Origin of the sequence: Rubrivirga sp. (assembly GCF_049648075.1) — a bacterium.
Lineage (GTDB): Bacteria > Bacteroidota > Rhodothermia > Rhodothermales > Rubricoccaceae > Rubrivirga.
In genome coordinates, this window is the sequence record NZ_JBARYR010000202.1 from 1 (window position 1) to 3495 (window position 3495).

General features: G+C 68.1%; 2 protein-coding genes and 1 pseudogene. 1 reads left to right on the forward strand and 2 read right to left on the reverse strand.

All coding sequences use genetic code 11. The features are described from left to right. Nucleotides 1–245 (reverse strand): annotated as a pseudogene (locus WBA11_RS05810) (low molecular weight phosphotyrosine protein phosphatase); the annotation flags it as partial. Nucleotides 246–397: 152 nt separating this feature from the next. Continuing rightward, nucleotides 398–2908 (reverse strand): alpha/beta hydrolase-fold protein, encoded by a 2511-nt coding sequence (locus WBA11_RS05815; RefSeq protein ID WP_424519769.1) that lies wholly within the window; start codon nucleotides 2906–2908, stop codon nucleotides 398–400. A gap of 167 nt (nucleotides 2909–3075) precedes the next feature. Between WBA11_RS05815 and WBA11_RS05820 the strand changes: the two genes are divergently transcribed. Further along, a partial coding sequence (locus WBA11_RS05820) for a LacI family DNA-binding transcriptional regulator (RefSeq protein ID WP_424519770.1) occupies nucleotides 3076–3495 on the forward strand: 420 nt, incomplete at its 3' end.

Sequence of the window (3495 nt, forward strand, 5' to 3'; positions counted from 1 at the left end):
TGCCGGGCCTTGAGTCGTGACAGGTCCGTGCCGTGTGCCGCGGCGGTCGCCGTCATCCGGGCGTCAGCGGGCGCCCCGACGTGCCAACCGCCGGTCCCGGCCGAGTCGACCCAGATCTCGGCCCCGAGGCCGGCGGCCTTGACCTTGTCCTGGAACAGGCCCTCGGCGAGCGGGCTTCGACAGATGTTGCCGAGGCAGACGAACAGGACGCGGACGGGGCGCTCGGAAGGTTGCTCTGAGACCATAGCGGACGGCTGGAAACTCTGCGGGTTGGCCAACCCACTACGTCAGCGCCGTCCTCCTGATCCTTTCCGCGACTCCACCTCGCCTCCAAGCGGCGCGCATCGGACATCGGCTACGACCAGCGCGACGCCGCTGGCGTTCGAGGTCTCCGTGGCTACCGAGCGACCCGGACGACCGAGCGCGAGGTGGAGACCGACGTGCCATCGTTCATCTGGGATGTGAGGCGGAGGAGGAACACACCCGCGGCAATGTCCCCAGCGTCCCACGTGGCGTCGTGAGTTCCTGCTCGCACATCGCCTTCGGCGATACGCGCGACCCGACGGCCCAACGCGTCGAATACATCGAGGACGGCTCGCCCAGGCTGGTCCATGTGATACGTGACCGACAACCGATCTGCAAAAGGGTTTGGAAAGGCCTCGAGTCCGACCTCGAGGTCGGGCCGCGACTCGGCGGACACGGGCAGGCCGGAGAACTCGAAGACGTCGAGCGGGCCGAGGCTGCGTACCGGAACGAGCGTGAACACGTCGCCGGTCTCGGGCACCTCCGTGCCACCCGAGAACTGGAGCCTCCACGCGGGTTCAAGCCCTCCGGACTCGTCGGCCTCGAGGATGAACAGCGTGTCTCCGGGACCCGGTCGGCCGTCGTCGTCGAGGTCGTCGAACACGACCGAGCGGGAAGCGCCGTCGCTAGCAGCTTCGACACGGAACCGGAGGTCTTGCTCCGGGATCCGATAGCGGTTGACGGACTGCCCCGTCACCTCGTCGGTCATTGTCAACGTGTAGTCGTTCTCGACGGCGAGCAGGTTGAGAGTGAGGGTGACCAAGCGCACGGACCCGCCCGAGACGACGACCTCGAGGTCGGTGTCGCCCACCGTCCAGCCCGTCGCCTCACTCGCCGATCCCTCAGCGGGGTCTTGGACAACAAGTGCCAGGCCGTCGAACACAGGACTCTCCGTGATCCCGTCGGAGAACGGGACACCCGCCAAGACGGTCTCGCCTTCCTCGAGGTCGGCGACGGATAACGTCTTGGTGCCGTCGCCCTCGAGGGCGAACGTAACGCGGTAGCGGTTACCTGTGAGTGCGCCCTCATTCACGACGCGGACCGCGACGCTCCCGGCCCCCTCGCCCTCGACCCGGACGGCGGGAACGCCTCCCGACCGGGGTGTCGCCTTGACGAACGGGGCCGTCCGCTCCGTGACCGTGGACGTCCCGTCGCTGATCTCGACCTCGAGGACGGCCCGGGTCGTGTTGGGGAAGAGCCCTAGCGGCACGGAGAAGGGTTGAAACCGAGGACGCGACACGAGGTCGAGCTCTGCGACGTCGATGAACGTTGTGCCGCCGTCGGCGCTGTAGCGGACCGATGTCGTCAGCATGGACCCTTCGGGGTCGGCCGCCAGAATGGGAAGGTCGATGGTCGGAGCCGTGACGGCGTCGGCGTACCGGAACGCCTCGTCGTCGATGCGCAACGTGGGCGCGGCGTCGCCGACGTTGTCGATGGCGAAGAACCCAGATGTCGAGATCCCGACCACGCGTCCGTTCTCGTCGAGGACGAACAGGCGGACGAGCGCCGTCGGCGTGTCCTCCAAGGCGCCGACCTCGAGGGCGAACGCCTCAGCTCCGGCCGTCGTCGTCCCGACCTGACGCCAGTCTTGGCCCCCGTCTCGGCTCAGCCAGACCTCGACGGTCGTCCCGGCGTCGCGCGTCGAGGTCCAGGTGACGGACTCGGTGCCGGTCCACCGCGCGTCCTCGACGGGCGCTGTGACCTCGATCGCGTCGGGGTCGAGGCGCACCTTCGAGAACAGCCAGTCGTCCAGGAGCGGCTCGTCGAACCAGGGCGCCCACGGGCCGTGCCCCGTCCGGGCCTCGCTGGTGTAGATGAGGCGGGCGTGATCGGCGACAGCCTGTGCGAGCGAGTCTTGGGAGATCGAGCCCGGGCAATCGAACGCCCGCGCCTCGACCGGCGACCGCCGGCAGTCCGTGTAGATCACACGGCGGCCCAGGTCCTCGAGGGCCTGGACGACGCGCCGCGTCTGGGAGGGGTCGACGACGGTGTCGGTCTCGCCCGTGAACGCCCAAATAGGGAGATTCCCAAGATCATCGGCCTGGGACGTGAAGCCACGGCCGCTCATCGGGACGGCCGCGGCGAACCGGTCCGGCAAGCGTGACACGAAGTCCCACGTCGCATGACCGCCCAACGACAACCCAACGGCGTAGATGCGGTCGGGATCGACCGAAAACTCGGCCTCGATCAACTCTAGGATGTCGAGCGTCGCGAGTTGGATTGGGACGAACTCGGTGACGTCCGGGTCCTGGTCCGTCGTCCAGCGAAGGCCGGTGGGAACTTGAGGGACCAGGACGAAGGCCGGATTCTCGGCCTGGCGGACCGGGTCTGCCCATGACGTCGCGAGCCGGTGAGGGCGGAGATGGCGATAGTCGCTTCCACGCTCGCCGGCCCCATGGAAGGCCATGACCAACGGGTAAGCCACAGACGGGTCGTAGTCCTCGGGCACAAACAGCCCGTAGCTCACGGTCAGACCTCGGCCCTCGAAGGTCCGCTCCTCAAACCGGTCCACGATCTCCGGCTGGGCGGACACCGCTACCGCGCCGGCGCTGAGCATGACGAGAAGAGCGAATGCCCGGGCGCACGAACGTTGGGTCTGCAGCATGGGGTGGCGAGGGGTGTGACGAGGTGAAAAGCGGCTCCCCGACTTGACAGTCTCCAAATGAGATCGTACCGTCAATGTAACCGGTTACAACGCCGTTCCCAAATACAGGGCCGCCTGGCCCTTTCTTTCTGCTCTCACTCGGTAGCGCTTCCACGATGGCCGTCACCATGCGCGACGTTGCTCGGCAGGCCGGGGTCTCCGTGGCCACGGTGTCCCGCGCCTTCAGCGGGGACTCGACGGTCCGGGACATGACGAGAGACCGCGTCCTCGAGGCCGCGGCCCGGATGCGCTACGTCCCCAACGCGACGGCTCGGAGCCTGACGACCACGACGACCGAGTCCATCGGCGTCCTGCTCCCCAACCTGTACGGCGAGTTCTACTCCGAGATCATCCGTGGCGTCGAGGGCGCGGTCCGGGAGCGGGGCTACCACACACTCTTGTCGAGCGTCCACGACGGCCCGGCCGAGCTGGTCGCGGCCCTGCGCGCGCTCGCGGGGCGCGTCGATGGGCTCGTCGTCATGTCGCCCGACATCGGGGCCGAAGCCCTCGAGGCCAACCTGCCGGCCGGGCTCTCGGTCGTCATGTTG

Excerpts from the sequence above, each read along its gene's own strand:
- WBA11_RS05815 (WP_424519769.1), bottom strand. The coding sequence starts at position 2,908 with ATGCTGCAGACCCAACGTTCGTGCGCCCGGGCATTCGCTCTTCTCGTC.